The 21,596-nt window shown below is 62.3% G+C and carries 18 protein-coding genes; 2 read left to right on the top strand and 16 right to left on the bottom strand.

What is annotated here, in order from left to right:
• Positions 1–12: 12 nt before the first annotated feature.
• The 10 genes from CEW87_RS17400 to CEW87_RS17355 all read right to left on the bottom strand — a co-directional run bounded on the left by CEW87_RS17400 (position 13) and on the right by CEW87_RS17355 (position 13,435).
• Positions 13–1,806 (bottom strand): ShlB/FhaC/HecB family hemolysin secretion/activation protein, encoded by a 1,794-nt coding sequence (locus tag CEW87_RS17400; protein WP_108975019.1) that lies wholly within the window; start codon positions 1,804–1,806, stop codon positions 13–15.
• A gap of 211 nt (positions 1,807–2,017) precedes the next feature.
• Positions 2,018–2,707, bottom strand: coding sequence for a response regulator transcription factor (locus CEW87_RS17395; protein WP_108975017.1), 690 nt, complete (start codon positions 2,705–2,707; stop codon positions 2,018–2,020).
• Complete coding sequence (locus tag CEW87_RS17390; RefSeq protein WP_108975015.1) at positions 2,704–4,638, bottom strand: sensor histidine kinase; 1,935 nt, start codon at positions 4,636–4,638, stop codon at positions 2,704–2,706. Before CEW87_RS17390 ends, CEW87_RS17395 begins: the two co-directional genes overlap by 4 nt.
• Complete coding sequence (mfd, locus tag CEW87_RS17385; RefSeq protein ID WP_108975013.1) at positions 4,635–8,081, bottom strand: transcription-repair coupling factor; 3,447 nt, start codon at positions 8,079–8,081, stop codon at positions 4,635–4,637. The genes CEW87_RS17390 and mfd overlap by 4 nt, the downstream gene beginning before the upstream one ends.
• A 94-nt stretch (positions 8,082–8,175) precedes the next feature.
• Positions 8,176–8,715, bottom strand: coding sequence for a putative metalloprotease CJM1_0395 family protein (locus CEW87_RS17380; RefSeq protein ID WP_108975011.1), 540 nt, complete (start codon positions 8,713–8,715; stop codon positions 8,176–8,178).
• A 153-nt stretch (positions 8,716–8,868) separates the two neighbouring features.
• Entirely contained in the window at positions 8,869–9,585 is a 717-nt protein-coding gene (locus CEW87_RS17375) for an alpha/beta hydrolase (protein WP_108975009.1), read from the bottom strand.
• An 89-nt stretch (positions 9,586–9,674) separates the two neighbouring features.
• Positions 9,675–10,751, bottom strand: coding sequence for an AmmeMemoRadiSam system radical SAM enzyme (gene amrS / locus CEW87_RS17370; RefSeq protein ID WP_108977326.1), 1,077 nt, complete (start codon positions 10,749–10,751; stop codon positions 9,675–9,677).
• Complete coding sequence (amrA, locus tag CEW87_RS17365) at positions 10,751–11,323, bottom strand: AmmeMemoRadiSam system protein A (RefSeq protein WP_108975008.1); 573 nt, start codon at positions 11,321–11,323, stop codon at positions 10,751–10,753. The genes amrS and amrA overlap by 1 nt, the downstream gene beginning before the upstream one ends.
• Positions 11,304–12,128 carry an AmmeMemoRadiSam system protein B gene (amrB, locus tag CEW87_RS17360; protein ID WP_108975006.1) on the bottom strand — a complete coding sequence of 275 codons (825 nt, stop codon included), beginning with the start codon at positions 12,126–12,128 and terminating at the stop codon, positions 11,304–11,306. The genes amrA and amrB overlap by 20 nt, the downstream gene beginning before the upstream one ends.
• Before the next feature lie 35 nt (positions 12,129–12,163).
• Entirely contained in the window at positions 12,164–13,435 is a 1,272-nt protein-coding gene (locus tag CEW87_RS17355; RefSeq protein ID WP_108975004.1) for an MgtC/SapB family protein, read from the bottom strand.
• A gap of 133 nt (positions 13,436–13,568) precedes the next feature.
• Between CEW87_RS17355 and ispD the strand changes: the two genes are divergently transcribed.
• The gene (gene ispD, locus CEW87_RS17350) at positions 13,569–14,276 is read left to right on the top strand and encodes a 2-C-methyl-D-erythritol 4-phosphate cytidylyltransferase (protein ID WP_199917044.1); all 708 of its coding nucleotides are present in this window, start codon (positions 13,569–13,571) and stop codon (positions 14,274–14,276) included.
• Positions 14,276–14,767 (top strand): 2-C-methyl-D-erythritol 2,4-cyclodiphosphate synthase, encoded by a 492-nt coding sequence (gene ispF, locus CEW87_RS17345; RefSeq protein ID WP_108975002.1) that lies wholly within the window; start codon positions 14,276–14,278, stop codon positions 14,765–14,767. Before ispD ends, ispF begins: the two co-directional genes overlap by 1 nt.
• A 100-nt stretch (positions 14,768–14,867) precedes the next feature.
• Here ispF and CEW87_RS17340 read toward each other — a convergent pair whose 3' ends face one another.
• The 6 genes from CEW87_RS17340 to CEW87_RS17315 all read right to left on the bottom strand — a co-directional run bounded on the left by CEW87_RS17340 (position 14,868) and on the right by CEW87_RS17315 (position 21,533).
• Positions 14,868–15,521 carry an HAD family hydrolase gene (locus tag CEW87_RS17340; RefSeq protein WP_108975000.1) on the bottom strand — a complete coding sequence of 218 codons (654 nt, stop codon included), beginning with the start codon at positions 15,519–15,521 and terminating at the stop codon, positions 14,868–14,870.
• A 175-nt stretch (positions 15,522–15,696) separates the two neighbouring features.
• A complete protein-coding gene (locus CEW87_RS17335) occupies positions 15,697–16,128 on the bottom strand; it encodes a host attachment protein (RefSeq protein ID WP_108974998.1) in 432 nt (143 codons plus the stop codon).
• Positions 16,129–16,308: 180 nt separating this feature from the next.
• The gene (locus CEW87_RS17330; protein ID WP_108974996.1) at positions 16,309–16,773 is read right to left on the bottom strand and encodes a flavodoxin family protein; all 465 of its coding nucleotides are present in this window, start codon (positions 16,771–16,773) and stop codon (positions 16,309–16,311) included.
• Positions 16,770–17,564 carry a zinc-dependent peptidase gene (locus tag CEW87_RS17325; RefSeq protein WP_108974994.1) on the bottom strand — a complete coding sequence of 265 codons (795 nt, stop codon included), beginning with the start codon at positions 17,562–17,564 and terminating at the stop codon, positions 16,770–16,772. Before CEW87_RS17325 ends, CEW87_RS17330 begins: the two co-directional genes overlap by 4 nt.
• A 4-nt stretch (positions 17,565–17,568) precedes the next feature.
• Positions 17,569–18,462 (bottom strand): DMT family transporter, encoded by an 894-nt coding sequence (locus CEW87_RS17320; protein ID WP_108974992.1) that lies wholly within the window; start codon positions 18,460–18,462, stop codon positions 17,569–17,571.
• A gap of 83 nt (positions 18,463–18,545) precedes the next feature.
• On the bottom strand, positions 18,546–21,533 hold the full coding sequence (locus CEW87_RS17315) for a transglycosylase domain-containing protein (protein WP_234421570.1): 2,988 nt from the start codon (positions 21,531–21,533) through the stop codon (positions 18,546–18,548).
• Positions 21,534–21,596: the final 63 nt, after the last annotated feature.

The raw sequence follows: 21,596 nt of genomic DNA, 5'->3' as shown, positions 1-21,596 counted from the left end.
GCAGTTTGTCTCTTATAGCGAGTAGCTGAGGCGAACCCAGGTCTGGGGCTCTTCGGCCTTCAGGAAATCAGGCATGTCGATCGGGTAGGCGGTAAAGACATCCAGGCTTCCGCCCTTGATGGACATGGTCACCCCGACGGCGCCGCCTTGCAGAAGGCCCTGCGGAATGCCAGCAACCCGGTTGCTGACTTCGCCTTGGTCTAGCGCCATGTAGAAGCGCATCGGCATTGCCGTGCCGTTCATGCTGAAAGTGCGGCGCAGTGAGAGCTCATTACGCACGTAGTAGCCGTGATCACCCGACAGCGTGTTGTTAACGAAGCCACGCACGGTGTAGATGCCGCCGATCAGCAGCTGCTCCGAGCCGTAGAGGGTGTCTTTTGCGATCTGCCCGGTCAGCTGGCTGGTAAATGCAAGATCAAGGCCGCCGACCTGGAAAGGGCGGCTGAAGTAGTACCCGTACTTGTACTTCTCGAACTGCGCACGCGGTGCTTCGCGCGGAAGATTCGGACCATCCTTGAGCGCGCCAGCAAAATCGAGGCCTCTGGCGTAACCGAGTTCGAGTGTCAGCGAACCGCCGAGGAAACCGGTCGTGAGCGTGCCGTCGAGATCGAAGATCGAGAGACGTCTGCTGCTGACACCGAGCAAAAGCCCCTCAAGGTAGTTCTTCGACGACTTCATGGTGAGAGTGCCTGCGAGGCCGACGCGGCTGCTCTGGTCGCGGTAGACCGTACGATCCAGACGCCAGATATCGCTCTCGCTGGTACCACTGGTTTGCAGGTCGAGCCCGCTCGGGGCATTGACCAGGCTGACGTAGCGCGATTCGCTCTTGGTGAAGGTGAAGGTCGAGTATCCAAGCGGCAGAACGAAGGTCAGGCTGTTGCTCTCCGACAGCTTGCGATCTTCATCGTGGGGCGCGGACTGACGGTGGGAGAACAACAAAAATTCGTTCAGTCCGAACAGGCGGTCGGCGCTGAGGCTGACGCCGTATTGTTCGTCACCCGTGGACTTCGAGCCCTGGTTGTCGTACGACAGCGAGGCGTGAAACGGTGTGGACGGTTCATTGCGGACAGCGACGACGCTGCCGCCAGGTGCATCTCCCGGACGGATGTCCATCACGGCGTTGTTGGACGCAAGGCGGTTGATCTGCTCCATGCCCTGCTCGATGTCGCGCAGGTTCAGCAACTCCCCAGCCGAGACCGGGAAGGCGTTGGATGCCCTGACGCTGCCCTCTGCGCCATCCTCCAGCAGAATTTTCTCGATGACGCCTTCGATGACGAGGATCTCGAGTTGACCTGTGCTGAGGTCCTGCTGAGGTAGATAGGCACGGGTGGTGACAAAACCGCGGAAAATGTAGTCCTGAGTGATGAGCGCAAGGATTTGCTCGATCTCTGAAACGCCGAGACAACGACCGGAGAACTCTGACTCGATCCGTTCCCTCGTCGAGGTGCTCAGATTGGGTGCGCCCGAGATGGAGATCTTGTTGATCTCCCGGCAAGTAAGGCCTGCGCCCGAGGCGTCCACCGGCGGCATCAGCCCGCGCGTATCGATGCCGCCACCACTGCGATCAGGCGGAATCTGGCGCTCAAGCTCCTGACGTCGTCTGAGTTCGTCCTGACGCTGGAGGATCTCAGCCTGACGGGCAGCTGCGTCCCGGTCGGCCTGGGCCGGGGCTTGAGCACGTGCCTGAGGGATCAGAGTGAGGGTCAGAGCGAGCGCAACCAGCACGGGCAGGCTGCGGTTGAAACCATGGAGGAGTTGGGGCGTTACCCATTTCTTCAGTGCGGTTACGGCGGCGAGGCGAGTCATTGGCAGTCCGGTGGCTTCTAGCTGCCCCGGATGCTAGGTGCTATCGGATTGCTGAAACTTACATTTCCTGACAATTGCCAGGCAAGACGCCAGAAAACGGTAAAAACTCACGGTCGTTTGCAAAAAAACGACGGGTTGCTCGGCATTACGACTATTGAATTAGTCAGTGCTAATGAGACTGTCGCACTTCCGGCCCGCGACCGAGTGCTTTTCAGGCGATCAACACGACAGGCGCGCTGAACCGATAGCCTTCTCCCCGTTCGGTTTCGAGTGGCAGCCGAAAACCGGTTTTCTCCAGCCAACGGCGGCGCAGGCGACTGATCAGCGTGTCCAGTCGGCGCTGGTCGTAGTCCAGCCATTCGTGCCCCATTGCGGAAACAATCGAACGGCGGCTTACAGGCCCACCCTGCTGCTCGGCCAATGCACGCATCAGCGTCATTTCAAGGGCCGTCAGTTCCATTTGTTCGCCAGACGGTGCGATGACGCTGTATTGGCGACAATTCAGCTGCCATTGCTCGCTTAGCAGGTCCGCGGCGGGAATGCGACGTCCGAGTGCCCGTATGACTGCAACCAGTTCATCGATGCTCACCGGTTTGACCAGATAGTGATCGGCACCGCCATCGAGTGCTTTCAGCTTTTCACGCGTATCGCTGCGAGCGGTGAGCATGATGATTCCGAGTGCCGCCTGGTCTGCGCGCATTCGGCAGGCAATGGAATGACCGTCCTCACCTGGCAGGCCGATATCCAGAATCAATAAATCTGGAATAAACGCGCCTCCACCGATCAAGTCGTCCAGCGCCGTTGCACTAGTCACCCCGCGTGCGTTGAAACCGGCATGCTCAAGCCCGAACAAGAGATCGTCCAGCAGGTCGTTGTTGTCTTCGACGATGACGATATTCATGGGTTTGGAGAGTCGGCAACCGGTTGGCGCGGAAATGTCACCCGAAAACAGCAGCCACCGTGTGCATTGCGTTCAAGGGAAACCTCGCCGCCGTGGAGATGTGCGATCTTGCGCACGATGTAGAGCCCGAGGCCGGTGCCCGGAATATCTCCCTGAGAGGAGCCTCGAATATATCGGAGAAACAGGCTTTGCACCAATTCTTCCGGAACGCCCTTTCCGTGGTCGTCGACGCGAACATGCACGGCGTTTTCCGATTCGACGACGGACAAGGCGACCGGACTCCCCGCTGGTGAGTACTTGAGTGCGTTATCAAGCAGATTGCCGACCACGATCTGGAAAAGCGCGATGTCTACCCGCGCCCGGATGGCAAAGTCGGCGTTGAACTGCACACGCTGCTGCGATTCGATGCCGCTGACTACCTGCCCGCAGGCCTCAGTCAGGTCCGCCTCCTCGATTTGCGCGACCAGGCCCTCATCGTCGACCCGGTCACTGGTGAGCAACTGGTTGAGCATGTCGGTGATCCTGTCGATGCCGCGCTGAATCCGGCCGTGACGCTTGGACGTCTCCGGATTTGCGGTGGCATCGAGGAGCTTGAGTCCATGCGCGGCGCCCTGGATCATCGCCAGCGGTGTGCGCAGTTCATGCGACAGCATTGCCATGAACTGCTGTTGCTGGGTTCTTGCACTGTGCGCCTGTTCGGCGCGGAATTCGGCTCTTGCCGCGCGGTCGAGTGCGTTGCGGTGTTCTTGCTCCTGAATCCGGAAGCGCGCACTCAACGCAAGATGAAAGGCCAGCACCGTACCCAGCGTCCCAGTCTGAAAGCCATGGCGCAGCCAGAAGTTGCCCGGCAGGATGCCAAGCAGCGTGAGAACGCCGGCCAGGCTGCCGAACAGGCCCGATGCGCAGGCCAGCGCAACGAAGGTTGCGCCAGCGCGGCGGGTGTGAACAAGCGCGAGGCTTCGACAGAGGCTGATGAGCGTAAGCACGACGGCGAACGCCATGGCAATGCGAACCGCTTCCGTGTAGTAGCCCAGGAGGGCTACCGGAATGCAGAGCAAGGAAAACCACCACATGAAGCGGTAGAAGATGTGGAGAGCCGGGTTCTTGTCCGTGACTTCAAGCACCAGTTGGTAGAAGCGCGCTGCGCTCGCAAGCAGCAGCAGGGTGCTGACTGAAGTCCAGGCGTTTTCAAGCAAGGGCATTTCGGGGAGCAGGTATTGCCCGACGAAACCGTTTGTGCTCAGGAGGTTCAGCACCGTCGTCCCGAGGTAGATCAGGTAATAGCGGAACAGGGCCTCGGTTCGCCACAGACTGGGCCAGAGATTGATCAGTATGATCATGACGATCACGCCGTAGAACAGTCCGAACAAGCCGTATTCAAGGGTTGCCGAGTCCTGGAAATCCTTGGGCGACCATCTCGTCAGGCTCAGCACCGACGTGCTGCTGGTCTCCAGACGCATGTAGTAGGTCTGACTCTGTTCGTGATTCGGTCGGAGGGTGAATACGAATCCCCGGTATGGAATCTCCCGTGCGGAAAATGGGAGGTGGTCACCCGCGCGTCGTACCTCGAATCCATTCGGACGGCTCGAGTCGGGGACGAACAGTCGCAGGTCGTCGAGATAGGGGGGGTGAGCGACCAGCCAGATCGGCGCGTTGTCATGCGCTGAAGCGCCGAGCGTGAAGCGGAACCAATGCACCTTGCGTGTGTAGCCAGCGGAAAACCCGTTCGTGACCTCGATAAACTCGTGCGCACGCGCTGGCGCGCTGATGCGCTCGATCGTTTCCGTTCCATCTGGATCGACAAGAACGGCAAGGGCAACGGGTTCGCCAGCCTGCGCCAGCACAAGTGCCGGCAGAAGCGCAAGACAGAAGACCAGGATCCGGATGTACGCGAAGGGACGCCGGATTGATGGTGACTGGCCCAAACTCAAGCTTTCACCGCGTTCAGCAACTCACGTACGGCTTTTACTCTCTGTTTGAGGTCGGGGAGGCTGACGCGGCGGATGAGTTTGTCCGGCCCGGCCATTTTCGTGCTGCGATCCTTCTGGATCAGGAAAATGACCTTGACCGGATCGATGGGCGCAGCCTTGCCGAACTGGATGCTGATCTGTGCGTCGGATGCGTCGAGCTTCTGCACGTCCCAGGGCTTGAGCAGAAGGCGCATGCGGTGGGTTTCGAGGAGCGCGAGGGTCTGCGGCGGGAGTTCGCCGAAGCGGTCAATGAGTTCTTCCTGCAGATCGCGCAGCTCTTCTTCGGCCTCGCAGTTGGCCAGGCGCTTGTATAGCGTCAGGCGTTCCTGAACATCAGGGCAATATTCGGTGGGGAGCAGGGCGGGCGTGTGCAGGTTGATCTCGGAAACCACTTCCAGGGGCTGACTGAGGTCGGGCTCCTTGCCGGCCTGAAGATCCCGGACTGCATGCTTGAGCATCTCGGTGTAGAGACTGAAGCCGATCTGCTGGATTTCGCCGGACTGATGTTCTCCCAGTACCTCACCTGCGCCCCGGATCTCGAGGTCGTGCATCGCCAGATAGAAACCCGAGCCCAGCTCGTCCATCATCGCGATGGCTTCGAGGCGTTTCTGCGCCTGAGCCGACGGCTTGGCGTTGGCATCGGTCAGCAGGTAAGCGTAGGCCTGATGGTGGCTGCGGCCGACTCGGCCACGCAGCTGGTGAAGCTGCGCCAGACCGAAGCGGTCGGCGCGATTCATGATGATGGTGTTGGCGGTCGGGATGTTGATGCCGGTTTCGATAATGGTGGTGCACAACAGCAGGTTGGCTCGCTGCTGGGTGAAGTCGCGCATCACGCGCTCGAGTTCGCGCTCCGGCAGCTGTCCGTGCCCGACCACGATGCGGGCCTCGGGCAGCAGCTCGGCGAGGTCGTTGCGCATGTTCTCGATGGTGTCGACTTCGTTGTGCAGGAAGTAGACCTGGCCGCCGCGTTTGAACTCGCGCAACACCGCCTCGCGCACGATGCCCTTGCTCCAGCGCTGCACGAAAGTCTTGATCGCCAGGCGCTTCTGCGGCGCGGTTGCGATCACCGAGAATTCGCGCAGCCCCTCCATCGCAAGGCCCAGCGTACGCGGAATCGGGGTGGCGGTGAGGGTGAGGATGTCGACCTCGCTGCGCAACTGCTTGAGGGCCTCCTTCTGACGCACACCAAAGCGGTGCTCTTCGTCGATGATTACCAGGCCGAGGCGTTTGAACACCACGTCCTTCTGCAACAGGCGGTGCGTGCCAATGATGATGTCGACCTTGCCCTCGCCGAGCTGAAGCAGTGCCTCGGTCTGCTCCTTGGCCGACTTGAAACGCGACAGTTCGGCAATCTTGATTGGCCAGTCGGCGAAGCGGTCGGCAAAGGTCTGGTAGTGCTGTTCGGCGAGCAGGGTGGTCGGGCACAGCACCACCACCTGTTTGCCGTCAGCGACCGCGATAAACGCCGCACGCAGCGCGACTTCGGTCTTGCCGAAGCCGACGTCGCCGCACACCAGGCGATCCATCGGCCGGCCCGACTTCATGTCGGTTACCACGGCGTCGATGGCCGCCTGCTGGTCGGGGGTGGTTTCGAACCCGAAGGCCTCGGCGAAGGCCTCCAGATCATGTTGCTTGAAGTCGAAGCGGTGCCCCGGTCGGGCAGCACGCTGGGCGTAGAGCGAGAGCAGTTCGGCAGCGGTATCGCGCACCTGCATCGCAGCCTTCTTCTTGGCCTTCTCCCATTGCCCCGAGCCGAGCCGGTGGAGGTCGAGATTCTCCGGGTCAGCGCCCGCATAGCGCGTGATGACGTGCAGTTGCGATACGGGTACGTAGAGCTTGTCGCCACCGTTGTATTCGAGATGCAGAAACTCGGTATCCCCTTCACCGAGATTCATGTGAATCAGGCCAAGGTAGCGCCCGATACCGTGCGAAACGTGCACTACCGGGTCGCCGATCTTGAGTTCCGACAGATCGCGCAGCCAGCCCTCCATCGTTGCGGCCTTGCGGTTGTCGCGACGGGCACGGGTGCGGGCAGTCGCGGCGTACAGCTCGGTTTCGGTAATGATGGCGAGCCTGGCTTCGGGCAGGATGAAGCCCGCGCCCAGTGGTGCCGTGCCGAGCGCAATCACCTCTCCGGACTCGGCGAAACCGTCGAAATCGGCACTGGCTTCGGGCTTGACGCCATATTCAGCGAGATACTCGGCCATGGTTTCGCGCCGACCGGGCGAGTCCGCGAGCAGCAGCACCCGACCGTCGAATGCGGCGCAGAAGGCCTTGAGCTTGTGCAGCGGGTCGCTCGCCTTGCGCTCCACCGCGATGTCGGGAAGGGGCAGGGCGGCAGGCGTGCCGGCGCTCTCGCTGCTGCTGCCAAGGACCAGCCGTGGGTGGTCCTTCAGGGCGATGAAGAAGGCTTCGTCGCTCAGAAACAGCGCTTCGGGCGCCATCACCGGGCGCGTGCGATCGCCCTTGAGCAGATCGTAGCGTGAGCGCGTATCGCGCCAGAACTCGGCAATCGCACCCGGCACGTCGCGATGCAGCAGTACCGGTGTATCGGCGGGCAAGTAGTCGAACAGTGTGGCAACTTCTTCGAAGAACAGCGGAAGGTAATACTCGATACCTGCCGGCGCGATGCCGTTGGAGACATCCTTGTAGATCGTTGCTCGCGTCGGGTCGCCCTCGAAGGTTTCGCGGAACTGACCACGAAAGCGGCTGCGACCCTTGTCGTCGAGCGGAAACTCCCGCGCTGGCAACAGGCGAATCTCCTTGACCGGGTAGACCGTGCGCTGGGTGTCGGGATCGAAGGTCTTGATGCTTTCGACTTCGTCGTCGAAGAGGTCGATCCGGTAGGGCAGGGGGGAGCCCATCGGGTAGAGGTCAACCAGTCCGCCGCGTACCGAGAACTCGCCCGGGCTGACGACCTGGGTCACATGCGCATAGCCGGCGACGGCCATCTGCATGCGCAGTTGTTCGACGTCCAGTTGTTCGCCCTGCTTAAGAAAGAAGGTATAGGCCGCAAGAAAGGCCGGTGGCGCCATGCGATAGAGTGCGGTGCTCGCCGGCACCAGGACCACGTCGGCCTCGCTGCGGGTGATCGCATACAGCGTGGACAGGCGCTCGGAGATCAGGTCCTGGTGGGGCGAAAAACTGTCGTAGGGCAGGGTTTCCCAGTCCGGAAGCAGGTGCAGGCGCAGTCCGGGTGCGAGCCATGCGATCTCGTCCTGAAGGCGCTGGGCATCGATCGGGTTGGCGGTAACCACTGCGATCATCCGCCCGCGGCCTGCCAGCTGCGCAATCACGAGCGCGTCGGCCGACCCGCTCAGTTGGGGCAGGTCAATCCGTCTACCGGTCTTGGGCAATGCAAGGGCGGAAACGGTGGGCAGCAGCTTGTCGATGGAGGAGGGCATGGGGCGTCGCGGAGGCGTTCTTGCAGCAGGAAAGCGGCCAATTATAGGCGAACCACTCATCCCTGACCTCCGATCGGGCCGTCAGCCGGTGATCTCAGGCGTAGGTGTCGATCTGCGACTGCTCCGACGGGGTCGCACTGACCTGTGAAACGAGGCGTGCCAGTGCAGTCTCGCGCCGGTCAGCGCGGGTCGGCTCCACGTTGTCCTGGGCATTGAGTTCCTGGCGCGCTTCGGTCGCCATGCGGTCCGCCTGTGCTGCGACCTGACGGTCCTGCGCGGAGGGATCGGCGGGCGCCAGCGCTGCTGCGCGAATTCTTGCTGCTCGTTCGAGGGTTTCTTCGGGCGTGCTGCCCGGCGAGGTGTCGATACCGACCTCGCCCGCGACTGCGTAGCGCTTGCTATCGGGCCCCACCTGGTAAGTGAAGCTGGCGCGGGAGGTAATCAGTTCGCCGCCAGCCGAGACATGCGCCTGTTCGTGTGCGCGAACCTGCTTGTCACGCGCTTCGAGCTGAGTCAGCGCTTGTTGATCGGCTTCGCTTAATGCAGCTTCATCGGGGGCGCGACGACTCCCGGCGTTGCCTTGAGCCGAAGGTGTATAGGCGGTGATCGATGAAGTGACACCGGATGTCATCATTTGCGTAAGCGCTGCTCGAACGACCCCTTCAATTCTAGACGGCGTTGCACCTCGCGAAAAGCCGCAAACGCCGGCACGTGACAGTGTCCGTGACCGGTGACCGGTTTGAGGCTAAGTCGGGCTCGCGCATGCCACGGCGCAGTGTCGCGCTCTTCAGGTCTCTTCAGGCGGCAACGCGTGGTCTTCGGGCAGGTCGAACTCGAACTCGTCTGGAACCTGGTCCTGCCTCGGCGGCATCTTTCTGAGCATCCAGTCCGCCACAAAGCCAGCGCTTTGCCTCAGGTTTTCCGGGGAAAGGTGTTCGATCTCGCCGCCGTTCGCCGCCCGCCACTCGTGGTCGCCTGGAATCATGTCGAAGGCCTGACGCAGTATCGCAGTACCGGGGTCTTCACGTCCGACAATGAACAGGGTCGGTGCCCGGAGGCTGCGTAGCGGGCCCGCACCCGCAAGATCTGGGCGCCCTGCAAGACAGGCAAGCACGCCGAAGCGATCAGGTTTCTTGGCAGCGGCACGCACGATTGCGGCGCTCGCCGTGCCGAATGCAAGCAAGCCGATGGGCAGCGCTTCGAGCGGTGGCTGGTGTTCGATCCAGTCGTTGGCAGCGAGCAGTCGCTCAGCAAGCCGGGTGACGTTGAAGCTGGCGTCCTGGTCGTGCAATTCCTCATGGCGGGTCATCAGGTCGAGCGAGAGCGTGGCGAACCCAGCGTCCTGAACAACGCCGGCGATCAGGGTCTGGCGTTTGTGAACGATCGGATTTGCTCCCGGCTGCAGGATCAGCACGAGCCCGCGCACGTCCGGTGCGTGCGAAAGCGTGCCGTCAAGCCAGATGCTTTCTGCTGGAATGCTGATCGGGGTGGTTCGCAGCTTCAATTTGTATCGACCTGAAGTAATAAGCCGGGGCGCCTGGCACAGCATCTCACAGCGTCGAGGGGGGTCGCAACCGCCACGGCTGGCGCGTGTCAGGCTGGCTGGCGATGAATCGGCACGCTGATCCGTCGTGGGCCAAAGGTGCCGGCGAATTCGCCGAAGCGGCCAGCAAGCGGCGCATGACAGCTTGGGCACTCGCCCTTGCTGGTGAGTCGGTACGCCAGGATGTCGTACCAGTCACGCTCGATCAGGACTTCGTTGCACTGCGTACAGCGTGTGCGCCCCCCTTCCAGGTCGTGCACGTTGCCGGTGTAGACGTGCTTCAGGCCGGCGTCCAGTGCCAGTTGGCGCGCCCTCGTCAGCGTCTGCGGCGGGGTTGGGGGCAGGTCATCCAGTTTGAAGTCGGGATGAAAAGCGGTGAAGTGCAGCGGTACTTCGGCGCCCATTTCGTCGTGCACCCAGCGCGACATCGCCTTGATCTCAGCGTCGCTGTCGTTGCGTCCGGGAATCAGCAGGGTGGTCAGTTCGACCCATACCTGGGTTTCATGATGCAACCAGACCAGGGTGTCGAGTACGGGCTGAAGGTGGGCGCCGCACAACTGCACATAGAAATCGTCGGTGAAGGCCTTCAGGTCGACGTTCGCCGCGTCCATGCAGGAGAAGAAATCTCCGCGCGCCAGCTCGGTAATGTATCCGGCGGTGACCGCAACGGTTCGAATGTCGCGTCGATGACAGGCCGCTGCCACGTCGATCGCATACTCGGCAAAGATCACCGGATCATTGTAGGTGAACGCGACGCTCGTGCATCCGTGCGCTGCCGCCGTCGCAGCGATCTCGTCGGGCGAGGCTGCGTCCATCAGGCGATCCATGTCACGCGATTTGGAGATGTCCCAGTTCTGGCAGAACTTGCAGGCGAGATTGCAGCCCGCGGTGCCGAACGAGAACACGCTGCTGCCCGGGTAGAAATGATTCAGCGGTTTCTTCTCGATCGGATCGATGCAGAATCCGGAGCTTCGGCCATAGGTCGTCAGCACCATGGCGTCAGCTTCGCGCATGCGCACGAAGCAGGCTCCGCGCTGATTCTCGTGGAGTTTGCAGTATCGCGGACAAAGATCGCACTGGATTCGCCCATCCGCAAGCCGATGCCAGTACTGCGCCGCATGGTTCATCATGCCTCCCGGGAAGTCTCCTCCCATTTCCTGACGCTGAAGCGGGCCGCCATCATGCCAGTGACAGGTCGGTCGGGATCCATCCCGGCTTTCTGTTTCAGGGCGGCAAGAAAATGCTCGGGCTGCGGCAACTGCTCCCATACCTGAGGCAGGAAGGTTGCGCTGCGGCATCCGGCAAACAGAATGAGACCGTCTTCGTGCGGCGTGATCTGGCGCAGCAGATCAGCTTCGTCGGTGAACTCGACGAAATCCGGCGAGGACAGCAGGGAGACTTCGATCCGTACCTGTGCAAACTCGTCTGCCGTCAGCGGTGGGAAGCGCGGGTCACGACTGGCCGCCGCCACGGCATTGGTGGTGACGTCGTCGGCCAGGGTTCGCTGCGGGCGGATGCTGCCAATACAGCCGCGCAAAGCGCCATCGATGGTGAGCGTGACAAAGCATGCGCCGCGCTGGGCGAGTCGGGCATCGTCGGCCGGCTCGGGGGCGAGGCCAAGGTGGTGGCCAATGGCCTGACGCGCGCGGGCGAGCAGGCGTGGACCGGGATCGTCCTGTTCAGTGTTGTTTGCTTGCATGGGGCACCGGGTCACAGAAGGCGATACTGGCGTAGCCGACGACACGGTTGCGGTCGCCCGCCGTATCGCCGGAGTTTCGGATGTCCAGCAGGTGAGGAACGAGTCCATGGCGCGCTGCCGTTCGCAGCAGGCCATTGACCGGCGTCGCACCACAGGCTTGTTCGTGACCGAGACCACTGCGCATGGCAAGGATCCGATCAACGGTTTCGCGGTCCTGACACTGCGCCTGCTGGTAAGGGTGGAAGTGCGACAGGTCCGAACTGATCACGATCAGGGTTTCCGGCCCGCCCCACACCGACTCGATGAGCGCGGCGACGGCATCGGTTGAGGCGTCGCCGACCAGCACCGGCAGCAGGGTGAAGCGCTCCAGCACGGTCTGCAGAAACGGCAGTTGCACCTCCAGACAGTGTTCATACGCATGGGGCCGATCATCGACGATCAGGTCCGGGCGCTGCTGAAGGGCAGTCCAGCCCTCACGATCGATTGCAACCCTGCCCAAAGGGGTCTCGAATGCCTGCGCTGCAGGCAAGGCAAATCCATTTACTGCCATGCGGTGCGTCGGGCCCAGCATGACCACGCGCCGGATCTGACTGCGCAAGGGAAGCAAGGCCCCATAGGCGGCGGCAGCGACCGGGCCCGAATAGACATACCCTGCATGCGGAACGATGATCGCCTTCGGTGGCGCCACCTGTTCGAGCGGAACGGCTGAGGCCAGCAGTTCGCTCAACTGCATGCGCAAAACGCGCTCGTCGGCTGGGTAAAACTGACCGGCAACGGCAGCCGGGCGTATCGAAGCAATCGCCATGAACAGACCTTCCCCTTGCGCTGGTTCTGTTCTGATTATAGACCCAGCGCGTGCCAGCCAATTCCCAGCGCGAGCCCGAGGGCGACCGAACCCATCCCCGCGAACACCTTTCGTCCGAGCGACTGTCCGCCAATCACGGCTGCCATGCCGGCCTTGAAGCTGAGGTTTGCAATCATGCCGAGACCGATTGCAATTGCAGCCGGCTCCAGAGCGAGCTTGTCGAGGGCAAACAGGCGCAGGCTCGACAATGCGATGGCATCGATGTCGGTGAAGCCGGTCACGATCGCCAGGACGTACAGACCACGGGTGCCGGCGTAGTCGGACAGCCACGCGGCGCAAAAGAGAACAACCGCATACAGCGCACCAAACCCGAGTGCGGTGCGCAACTCGGTCGGGTTGCTGGTCTCGGGCAGGACCGCATGTCCGCCATTGCTCAGTTGTCGCCAGCTCACCAGCAGCGCTACGCCGCCAAGGCTCAGTGCAGGTATCACCACATGAAACAGGGCGGGCAACACACCAGGTGCAACGACCGCTGCCACCACCGTGACGCGCACGACCATGACGAGGTTGGCGAGCACGATGACGAGGGCCGCCATCGAAGACAGTCCGTCGGATGCGCGCGCATTGCGTGCATACACCATGGTGGTGGCCGTGCTTGAGGCCAGCCCCCCGAAGATGCCCACAAATGCAGCACCATGCTTCGCGCCGACGAGCTGCAGGGCGGCGTAGCCTGCAAGGCTCACCCCCGAGATCAGTACGACCATCCACCAGATCTGGTAAGGGTTGAGGGCGCCGTAGGGGCCGAACTCTTCGTTGGGCAGGATGGGAAGAATGACGAGCGACAGGACGCTGAACTGCAGGATTGAGATCCAGTCGCGTGGTCCGAGCCGGGTTGCGATGCCGCGTAGCTGAGTCTTGAAATAGAGCAGTACGGTGGTACCAACGGCCAGCATGACGGCAATTTTCGCAAAGCCCAGCCACACCGCCGTTCCGAGGCAGTAGCAGACCATCAGGGCGGCGACCGAGGTCGTGCCTGGGTCGTTCGGATCGGGGTGGCGCAGGTATGCGGCAATGATCATCGCCCCGATCACTGCCATTCCCACAGCGAAGGGTGCAATGCTCTGCAGGTGCTGGCTGAGCAGCCCGGCGAGGGCTCCGAGCAGGGCGACCAGACCAAAGGTGCGTAGCCCTGCGCGAGCGGATGGAACGCGCTCGCGTTCGAGCCCGATCAGCAAGCCGATGCCGATTGCCGTCAGGAAAGTCTCGATTTGTGCCGGATCGACCGGAATTGACGCATTGAATGGCATGCGTGCCTTCCTTCAGTAAAGCATCGTTCACGATGCTCGATGGTGTCAGGTAAATGCCTGATGCGGACTCGGCAATCACTCTAGTCGATTACGCGTTATGGCGGAATCGTGCGCTGCAGTTAGAATCCGCGCCATGCAGACCTCTCACCCCAAGCATTTCGCCATCGTCCCGGCCGCCGGCAGCGGTGCGCGCATGGCATCCGACCGCCCCAAGCAGTATCTCCCGTTGCTGGGTCAGCCGATGATCCGCCATGCGCTGGCCACCTTGTGTGCGGCGCCCGAGATCGACAAGGTCTTCGTCATTCTCTCGGTCGGCGATGCCGAATGGGCGCGCTACGACTGGCGTGATCTCGAACCCAAGCTGGTTCCGCTTTTCTGCGGCGGCCCAACACGTGCGGATACCGTGCTCGCCGGCTTGCGGGCAATTGCGGGTGAGGCGTCTGCCGGCGACTGGGTGCTGGTGCACGACGCGGCGCGTCCCTGCCTCGCGCCCTGGCACATCGACAAGCTCGTGCGCGAACTCGCCCATGACGAGGTTGGTGGTCTGCTGGGGGTGCAGGTTGCGGATACGCTCAAGCGCGCAGATGAGCACCGGCAAGTTGCGGCGACCGTCCCGCGCGACAGCCTGTGGCAGGCGCAGACACCGCAGATGTTTCGCTACATCATGCTGCGCCGTGCGCTGGAAGGCGCCAGAAACGTGACCGACGAGGCCAGTGCAATTGAGGCCGCGGGGCTGCGACCGCGACTCATCGAGGGCGATGCCACCAACCTTAAGGTGACCTATCCGCTCGACCTGCATCTGGCCGAATGGATTCTGAACAACCGTGAAGGCATGAACTGATGAATATTCCGTTTCGGATCGGACAGGGCTTCGACGTACATGCGCTCGTCGCCGGGCGCCCGCTGGTTGTTGGCGGCGTCACCATCCCCCATGAGCGCGGCCTGCTCGGGCATTCGGACGCCGACGTGCTTCTGCATGCCCTGACCGACGCCTTGCTTGGCGCAGCGGGGCTTGGCGACATCGGCCGCCTGTTTCCGGATACCGACCCCGCGCACGCGGGGGCTGACAGCCGGGTGCTGCTGCGGACGGCTTTCGAACGGGTTAAAGAGGCTGGCTGGGGCGTTGTGAACGTCGATGCGACGGTGATCTGCAAGGCCCCGAAGATTCTGCCGCATGCACCGGCCATGGTCGGTAACATTGCGGCCGACCTTGAAATGGACGCCACGGCTGTGAACATCAAGGGCAAGACCACCGAGAAGCTCGGCTTTACCGGGCGCGGTGAGGGTATCGCGGCGCAGGTCGTCGTGATGCTCGCTGCCTTGACGGCCTGAGCACAGCCATGGAGCCTGGTCTGCGGCACCCTGCCGCCGGCCGACGGTCTGCTGCGGAGCCAGGCAGCGAACCTGCAATCACTGCCTGCCGCCCGTTCGATCAGTCCAGAAGCAGCTTCAACAGGTCTGCAGGCGTTGCGGCTGCGCGCCAGTGCGGTGACAGCTCGTCTCGCTCCAGACTCCCGTATCCCCAGGTTGTGGCAATGAAGGGAAGATTGTTTGCATCGGCCGATTCGCCGTCTTCCGCACGATCTCCGATGTAGACCGCAGCGGATACCGGAATGCTTCGGTCTGCGAGCAGACGCCCGATCATCGCAGCCTTGTTGGCGAGTCGGGGCTGGAACAGGTCCAGTGCATAGACTGCGTCAAAATAGGTGGTCCAGCCCAGATGATCGAGGATCAGCCGCGTAGGGTGAATGCGTTTGTTGGTGGCGATCGAGAGCGAGCGTCCGGCTGTGTTCAGCTGCGCCAGCATCTCGCCGATTCCGTCGTAAGCCGCAGTTTGCAGCAGGCCCGTGGTGTCGTAGCTGGCCTTGAAGTGTTCGGCGAGGGTGGCGGTCAGCGCCGGGTCCTGGCTGCCGCTCAGAAGTTCGAGCGTTTCGAGCAGGGGCGGGCCGATGATGTTGCTGTCGATTGCGACCGTCGGGGTCAGGCCAGCGCAGGCAAAGGCATCGCGAAAACTGGCAACGATCGCTGGTGCGGAGTCGATCAGGGTGCCATCGAGGTCGAACAGGACATGGGGGTATGAGGACATATGCGGGCAGGCGAAGGAGACAGGCCTGCATTATCGCCGCCTCGCATCTGTTCGGGGCAGGGGCCGCCATGCATTTTCCGTGCGGTGAACGAAATTGCGGGGCGCAAAGCGCCCCGCGGCTCTTCGGTGGGGACGAGCCCTCACCATCGTCCCCGGTCAGGAGACGCTCGAAGAATCAAAGAAAAATGGCTTTTGATAGTCGGCTGGCGAGTTCCGACTCGGGTGCCTTGGTATAGTCCTTCTCGAAACGATCACTGACCAGTTGCGCAGTGGGTGCATCGAGGGAGTTATTCAACATTCCCATGAAGGCAGGCGGGGCGACGATGATTGCACGCTTGAAGGCGTTGCTCGCCCGGCCGTTATAGAGCGCGGTGGCAATTTCCTGCGCGAACACCTTCGCTTCATGCTGCTTGGGAATCGAGTGCGGTTCCATCGGACCGCCGTTTCCGCCGGTACTTCCTGTGCGGTCGCTTGCAAGCTCGGCATTTTTCTGCCTGCTTTCAGGGTGGATCAGCTCCTTGACCAGCTTGAGGCCCTTGTTCGGGCCGAGGTTCGCATACAGTTTTGCCAGGCTGGCGTTGGCAACCAGAATCCAGGTAATAGCCATGTGACACCCTCCGTTACTGAGAGAAGCAGGTTGCTGTGTTGGGTAACAGCACTTCCAGCTTAGACAGGGTGATGCACGACTGGCAAGTCTTATTAGTCCCCTTGTGCGCAATCTGAAATGCACCGTGAGGCAGTGCCTTGACACAAGCACGCCATGGCGTGCTTAGCGCGATTTTGCCTTTCAGAAAATACCCATTGATAATCCGCTGGCCATCGCTTCACCCAGTTCGGCAGCACTCTCGAGGTCTGCCGCGGTGATTTCCTTGCGCACGATCAGGGCTTCGTTGATGGCGCGCCAGCCATATCCGTTGGCAATCCTGCCAATCTCGCGCACCGCGCCCGTACCGTCATTGCCTGCGCTGATGAAGACCGCAAAGGGCAGTCCGGTGGTCTTGCCCTCACAAGGATAGTAGGTGCGATCGAAGAAGTCCTTGAGCGCCCCAGACATGTAGCCGAAATTTTCGGGCGTTCCCAGCAGCAGTCCATCACATGCGAGCAGGTCGTCGGTGCCGGCATCGAAGGCGCGAAGCATCACTGTCTCGGTTTCGGCCGTACGCCGTGCGCCAGCCAGCACGGCCTCAGCAAGGCGCCCGGTGTTGCCGGACTGGGTGTGATAGACAATCAGCAGACGTTTTTTCGCACTCATGTCGCGTCCGGATGCGGGCCTGGATTTCCCCTCAGGCAAGCCTCACCCGCTGCAGGATCCAGGCCGTAGTATGACTTCAATTGATCATAGACCGCGGGAAACGTGTCGTGCAGCTGGCCAGGCGTTTCGAAGAAGGCTTCGGACGCCACAGCGAAGAACTCGCCGGGATTCTCACTGCCGTAGGGGTCGAGTGCGGGCGTCTCGTCCGCATCGACCTGGGCGCAGAGCTTCTCATAGGCCGGCGTGAATGCGGCAGCCCAGTCCCGGCGTGACATGCGGGCTGGGAGGGCCGGAAATCCATCGGCTTCTCCATTTGCCATGTCGAGCTTGTGCGCGAATTCATGGATCACCACGTTTACGCCGAACGGCTGATGGCCCCCGAACCAGGACACCAGCACCGGCCCGCCGGGCCATGCCTCACCCAGCACCTCATCGTCGTAATCGTGCACCACGCCGGCTTCGTCGGTTTCGTGGCGCGGAATGACGAAATCACCGGGATAAACGATGATGCCCACCCAGCCCCGATAGGCCTCGAGGCCGATGTTGAGCACCGGCAGGCTTGCCTGCAAGGCCACGCCGAGAAGAATCTCGTCCGTCAGTTCAAGGCCTTGCGCGCCATGGAACTCCTTTTCGGCCAGAAGATCCAGTGCCAGTTCGCGCAGACGAAGCCGATCGGAAAACGCCAGGAACTCGAGAAACGGCAGGCTGGATTCGACCTTGCGCCAGACCGTGTCCGCGACGACGGGCCGCGGTTTCTCGAGTCCAAGCCATTTCCTGAAACGTTTCAGCATCGTGCTAGGTGGCGGGCCGGCGGGTTGTCAGCAGGATGCCCGAGAAGACGAACGAAATGCCGATGAAGTGGTATGCATAAGGCCGCTCGCCAAGGAAAATCGCCGCCAGGATGGTGGCGAACACTGGCATCAGGTGGATAAAGAGTGAAGCCCTGCTGGGGCCGACGGCGGCCACGCCGGCGTTGTAGAAAACGTAGCCAAGAAAGCCCGGAAAGACCCCGGTGTAAAGGATGCCGGTCAGGGATGCCGCGGACAGCACGATGTGGCGATCGGTACTCAGCTCCCACAGATAGACGGGCGTCAGCGCAGTAAGGCCGACAAGGGTGAGCGCGGCAAGCATCAGCATCGGGTGCACGCCTTGGGGGCGCCACTGCAAGCCGACGGTGTACAGCCCCCAGACCAGCACTGCGCCGAGCATCCACAGGTCGCCCGCGTTGAGGCTGAGCCCGAGCAGTGTGTCGATGCTGCCGCGGCTCACGATGACGGTAACGCCCACCAATGAGACGACGACGCCAGCGGCCTCGAGTCGGTGCAGCCGCTTGCCCAGCAGCACGAAGGCAAGCGCGATTGTCGCGATTGGAATGAAGGAGTTGAGCAGGGTGGCGTTGGTGGCGGTGGTGTGCTGCAGCGCGAGGTAGGCAAAGGTGTTGTAACAGCCGACGCCGAGAACCCCGAGGACAAGCACTTCTTTCCAGGCCGCGCGCAGTTTCGGCCATTGCGCACGCAAGTGCGGCAGGGCGAATGGCAGTACGAGTGCAAAGGCAATCGACCAGCGCCAGAAGGCGAGCGCGATCGGTGGCACGTCGCCACGGATGCCGCGACCGAGCACCATGTTGCCCGCCCAGAACAGGGCGGTGAGTGAAAGCAGCAGATATGGGTTGGCTGTGAGGCGTTTCATTGCGCGCACTTGGTCAAGACGAGGCCGGATGATGGCACAGGCGCGCCCGCTGCCAAACAGGGAACTGTCTGGCAGCCGTGATCCTAGCTGCTGCCCTCGTGGGCCACTGGTGCCGAGCAGGCTGTGCCGCGGCTCGTCGCAGCTTCGCTCCACAGTGGCTTGAGCAGCGGCGCAATGCCGCGGGAGAGTAGTTGGACCGCGAGCGAACTGGTGAACTGGTAATCCGCCGCATAGGGCTCGGCTGCGAAGGCCGTCAGCGTCCCGAAGAATCGATCGCCTGCGAGAAAGATCAGCGTCGCCGAACGGGTGACGACGCGCGAACTGACCAGGACACCGCCCGGACCATAGACCTCGTAGCGATGGTCCCCGGTTCCCGTCTTGCCGCCGACCACGAGCGGGCTTCCGTCGTCGCGGACAAACGCGCCGCTGAGGCGTCGCGCCGTGCCCTGTGTCGCGACGTCGATCATGGCCTCACGTGCAACCTGTGCGACCTCGGGCGGCAGCACCTGTTCGCCGGGTCCGGGCGCACGCTCCATGTAGGTTTCATAAGGGGTGTCTGCGGCGAAGTGCAGTCGCTCGATCCGCACGACGGGGAGCCGGAGGCCGTCATTCACCAGGATGCCAACGAGTTCGGCAAGCGCTGCAGGGCGGTCGGCGGAGCTGCCGATCGACGTGGCGTACGAGGGGGTCAGCGCCTCGAAGGGGTAACCCAACCGATGCCATCGGCGTGCGATGTCGATGAATGCCTCGACCTCAAGCAGGCTGCGGATGCGCACATCCTGAGCATTGCGGTGACGGGTACGGAAGAGCCAGGTGTAGACCTCAATGCGCTGCTCCTGGCTGGCCTCGGTGATCTGTGCGTGGGTGGCGCCCGGGTTGGCCTGAAGGAAGGCGAGCAGCCACAGTTCGAGCGGATGGATGCCTGCGAGGTAGCCACGATCGGGGAGGGAATAGCGCTCCGGGTCGAAGCGGGTGTAAAGGTCCTGAAGGTCGACGTCGCTCAACTGTGCCGGCGCATCGAGATGCTGGCGCATCTGTTCGGCGAAGGCTTTTGCATCCAGTTGCGGGCGCACCGAACGCAGGATGACCGCAAGTCGTCGTGGCGTGACGCGAATACCTTCGAGCACGCGTGACAGCGCCTCGTCGCCGGTCTTGCCCTGGTACTTGCGGAAGAAGCCGTTCAGAAAAATCCTGCCCTCGCGGTCGGCAAAACGGGTGAGGTAGGCCTTGCGGCGAGGATCGTCCGGGTCTTCGAAGATGTCGGCTACGGCGGGGTTGTTGCTCACCGTATAGCGCACGATATCCCGCATCATGCGGATGAAGACGAGGTTGACCGAGTGGCGGAAGGCGATCTGCACCGGCATGATCTTGTTGTTGTCGTCGCGACTGAAGTTTTCGAAGCTGTGAAGTCCGCCACCGGTAAAGAATCTCTCGCCGGGATTGGCCGAGTACGTGCGCTGCATGGCGGCCTCAAGCATGGGCCGGAGCTTGCGTTCATCGGTCGAGGCCAGATAGTCGAGCGCCCAGTTCAGCAGCGGGTTGTTCGAACTGCGCGGGGTGCTCCGCAGCGCTTCACGGCTGTGCGTGCCGTACAGCTTGTGAAGCTCGGCGATGATCTCGAGGTAGGTCACCAGCGTTCGGAGCTTGGCTGTCGAGCCGAGGTCGAGTTTGGCGCCCTCGTTGATGTCGAAGGGTTGGTCATAGCTATCTGTCTGAATCCGCAGGAGATTGGCTGCGCCAACGCGCTCGTAAAGGGTGAAGCTGAACAGCACGCGGGAAGGATCCTGCCCGGGGGCAAACATGCGTGGCCCGATCAAGCCGAGCGCTTCCGCTTGCGCCGGATCGCTGATGCCGCGCAACAGGGTTGTCACCGCCGACTGGATGCCGCCGTGCAGCGTGCTTCCAGCAGTGAGATCGAGCCGGTCGAGGTCGTAGAAACGTGCAATGCCAAGCTGGCTCGACAGATGGGTCCGCAGGGCGTTGCCGGCCTTTCGTGTGACGAAGGCGGTTTGCGGAGGGACTGCGGGCCCCTCGCGCAGCTTGAGTGGCAGGGCAAGCGCCGCATCGCGAAGCGCTGGCTGAATGATGCCGGCTTCGGTAAGAAGACGCAGATAGCTGTCGGTGAGACTGCCGAGGCTCTGCGCGTTGCCGGCAAGATAATAGGACGGACGGCGTTGCGCGATCATCAGGGACAGGGCCTGCTTGTAGGCGAGCGCCTGTCCCAGCAGATCCTCATCGCCTGAATCCTGGAACCTGATCTTGCGCGTTCCTGAGGTGTTCGATTGCGCCTCGAGCAGGGTGTTGACTTCACCGAAGTCTCGTTCGTACCACGCCCACAGCCCGTCGCCAATGCCGTTGACCTCGCCAAAACCGGTCTTTGCCGAAAGCGGCACGGTATTGAGGTAGTCGGTGACGATGCGCCTGCGCGCTGCGAGTGTGTCCTCGCCTTCGAGGTAGGACCTCAGGGACGCACTGGCCATCTGCTTGAGTTTTTGCTCGCGTGAACTCGTGCGCCCATCCGGAGAGTGGCGATATTTTTCGATCTGTGTGGCCAGCGTACTGCCGCCCGGAGTACTGCGGTTCTCGTCGATCAGGCCGAGGAGCTGGTCAAAGGCGGCCCGTGCAAAGCGGTCCCATTCGACCGCCGGGTTGCGTTTGGGGCGACCGGGGTCGAGCAGTTCGCGGTTCTCGATGAACAGCAGCGTGTCGACGAGGAGGCGGGGCACGTCCTCGAAGGCAGGGTAGGTGCGCTCCGGGTAGCGCGACACGTGCAGCGGGTTCGCCTGGCAGTCGAGCAGAGTGAGGCCGCCCTGATTCTTTTCGCGGTAAATCGGAAACAGGCCGAGGTCGTTCAACTCCACCAGCCGCGCGCTCGCGCGTGCCTGCCGGGTAACCGTGTAACCCCGGCTGCTGAGTCGCTGCACGAAGGCAGGCATCTGGTTGTATCCGAGGCGGCTATCGTAGGGGCCGGGTGGCGCAGGCACGAGTTCGCCCGCTCCCGCCTCCAGCTGGAATCCGGTTTCACTTGCAATCTTGCTGAGATAGCGGGCCTGCAGGGCTGATGTGCGCATTTCCTCCGCAAGCAGCATGATGCCTGCGCCGATGGCAGCGACAAGACACAGCAGGACAAGCCA

It is taken from the genome of Parazoarcus communis (assembly GCF_003111665.1).
GTDB classification, from domain to species: domain Bacteria; phylum Pseudomonadota; class Gammaproteobacteria; order Burkholderiales; family Rhodocyclaceae; genus Parazoarcus; species Parazoarcus communis_B.
The sequence above is the reverse complement of the archived record's forward strand: the minus strand, read 5'-3'. Positions and strand labels throughout refer to the sequence as shown.

Coding starts and splice junctions, on each gene's coding strand:
- CEW87_RS17325 (WP_108974994.1), bottom strand. CDS start 17,564: ATGCTGAAACGTTTCAGGAAATGGCTTGGACTCGAGAAACCGCGGCCC.
- CEW87_RS17335 (WP_108974998.1), bottom strand. CDS start 16,128: ATGGCTATTACCTGGATTCTGGTTGCCAACGCCAGCCTGGCAAAACTG.
- CEW87_RS17340 (WP_108975000.1), bottom strand. CDS start 15,521: ATGTCCTCATACCCCCATGTCCTGTTCGACCTCGATGGCACCCTGATC.
- CEW87_RS17315 (WP_234421570.1), bottom strand. CDS start 21,533: ATGCGCACATCAGCCCTGCAGGCCCGCTATCTCAGCAAGATTGCAAGT.
- CEW87_RS17330 (WP_108974996.1), bottom strand. CDS start 16,773: ATGAGTGCGAAAAAACGTCTGCTGATTGTCTATCACACCCAGTCCGGC.
- CEW87_RS17355 (WP_108975004.1), bottom strand. CDS start 13,435: ATGCCATTCAATGCGTCAATTCCGGTCGATCCGGCACAAATCGAGACT.
- mfd (WP_108975013.1), bottom strand. CDS start 8,081: ATGCCCTCCTCCATCGACAAGCTGCTGCCCACCGTTTCCGCCCTTGCA.
- CEW87_RS17395 (WP_108975017.1), bottom strand. CDS start 2,707: ATGAATATCGTCATCGTCGAAGACAACAACGACCTGCTGGACGATCTC.
- amrS (WP_108977326.1), bottom strand. CDS start 10,751: ATGAACCATGCGGCGCAGTACTGGCATCGGCTTGCGGATGGGCGAATC.
- amrA (WP_108975008.1), bottom strand. CDS start 11,323: ATGCAAGCAAACAACACTGAACAGGACGATCCCGGTCCACGCCTGCTC.
- CEW87_RS17320 (WP_108974992.1), bottom strand. CDS start 18,462: ATGAAACGCCTCACAGCCAACCCATATCTGCTGCTTTCACTCACCGCC.
- ispD (WP_199917044.1), top strand. CDS start 13,569: ATGCAGACCTCTCACCCCAAGCATTTCGCCATCGTCCCGGCCGCCGGC.
- amrB (WP_108975006.1), bottom strand. CDS start 12,128: ATGGCGATTGCTTCGATACGCCCGGCTGCCGTTGCCGGTCAGTTTTAC.
- ispF (WP_108975002.1), top strand. CDS start 14,276: ATGAATATTCCGTTTCGGATCGGACAGGGCTTCGACGTACATGCGCTC.
- CEW87_RS17400 (WP_108975019.1), bottom strand. CDS start 1,806: ATGACTCGCCTCGCCGCCGTAACCGCACTGAAGAAATGGGTAACGCCC.
- CEW87_RS17380 (WP_108975011.1), bottom strand. CDS start 8,715: ATGATGACATCCGGTGTCACTTCATCGATCACCGCCTATACACCTTCG.